We start from the raw sequence: 1,083 nt of genomic DNA, 5'->3' as shown, positions 1-1,083 counted from the left end.
AGTTCGGCGAGCCCTACCGCGAGGCGCTGACCAAACTGCAGAAGGACGCCCCGCCGTTGCCGGCCGCCAAGGTGCACCGGGTGCTGGACGCGCAGCTGGGCACCAAGTGGCGCGAGCGCTTCAGTTCCTTCGACGACACCCCGGTCGCATCGGCCAGCATCGGCCAGGTGCACAAGGCGGTGTGGTCGGACGGGCGTGAGGTCGCGGTGAAGATCCAGTACCCGGGCGCCGACGAGGCGCTGCGGGCCGACCTCAAGACGATGCAACGCATGGTCGGGGTGTTCAAGCAGCTCTCCCCGGGTGCCGATGTGCAGGGCGTGGTCGACGAACTGATCCAGCGCACCGAGATGGAGCTGGACTACCGGCTAGAGGCAGACAACCAGCGCAAGTTCGCCAAGGCCTACGAGGGACACCCGCACTTCGCGATTCCGCACGTGGTGGCCAGCGCGCCCAAGGTCGTCATCCAGGAGTGGATCGAAGGCATCCACATGGCCGAGATCATCCGCAACGGCACTCCCGAACAGCGCGACCTGATCGGGGTTCGACTGCTCGAGCTCACCTTCGACGCACCGCGGCGGCTGGAGATGCTGCACGGCGACGCCCACCCGGGCAACTTCATGCTGCTGCCGGACGGGCGGATGGGCGTCATCGACTTCGGCGCCGTGGCTCCCCTGCCCGGCGGCTACCCCGTCGAGCTCGGCATGACGATTCGCCTGGCCCGCGACAAGAACTACGACCTGCTGCTGCCGACGATGGAGAAGGTCGGTTTCATCCAGCGCGGCCAGCAGGTGTCGGCCCGCGAAATCGACGAAATGTTGCGGCAGTACGTCGAACCGATCGAGGTCGAGGTGTTCCACTACAACCGCAAGTGGTTGCAGCGGATGACGGTCAGCCAGTTCGACCGCTCGGTCGCGCAGATCAAGACGGCCCGGCAGATGGACCTGCCGCCCAAGCTCGCGATCCCGATGCGGGTGATCGCCTCGGTGGCGGCGATCCTGTGCCAGCTCGATGCGCATGTGCCGATCAAGGCGCTGACCGAAGAGTTGATCCCGGGCTTCAACGAACCGGACGCGGCCGCGCTGG

Annotated in this window: 1 protein-coding gene; it reads left to right on the top strand. The window is 66.8% G+C overall.

Going from position 1 to position 1,083, the window contains the following annotated elements; all coding sequences use genetic code 11:
- Window positions 1–1,083, top strand: a 1,083-nt coding sequence (locus A9X01_RS26335; protein ID WP_065123520.1) for an ABC1 kinase family protein, incomplete at both ends; no start/stop codon positions are given.

Source organism: Mycobacterium asiaticum, from assembly GCF_001668675.1.
Lineage (GTDB): Bacteria > Actinomycetota > Actinomycetes > Mycobacteriales > Mycobacteriaceae > Mycobacterium > Mycobacterium asiaticum_D.
This window is presented reverse-complemented; position numbering and strand designations above follow the sequence as displayed.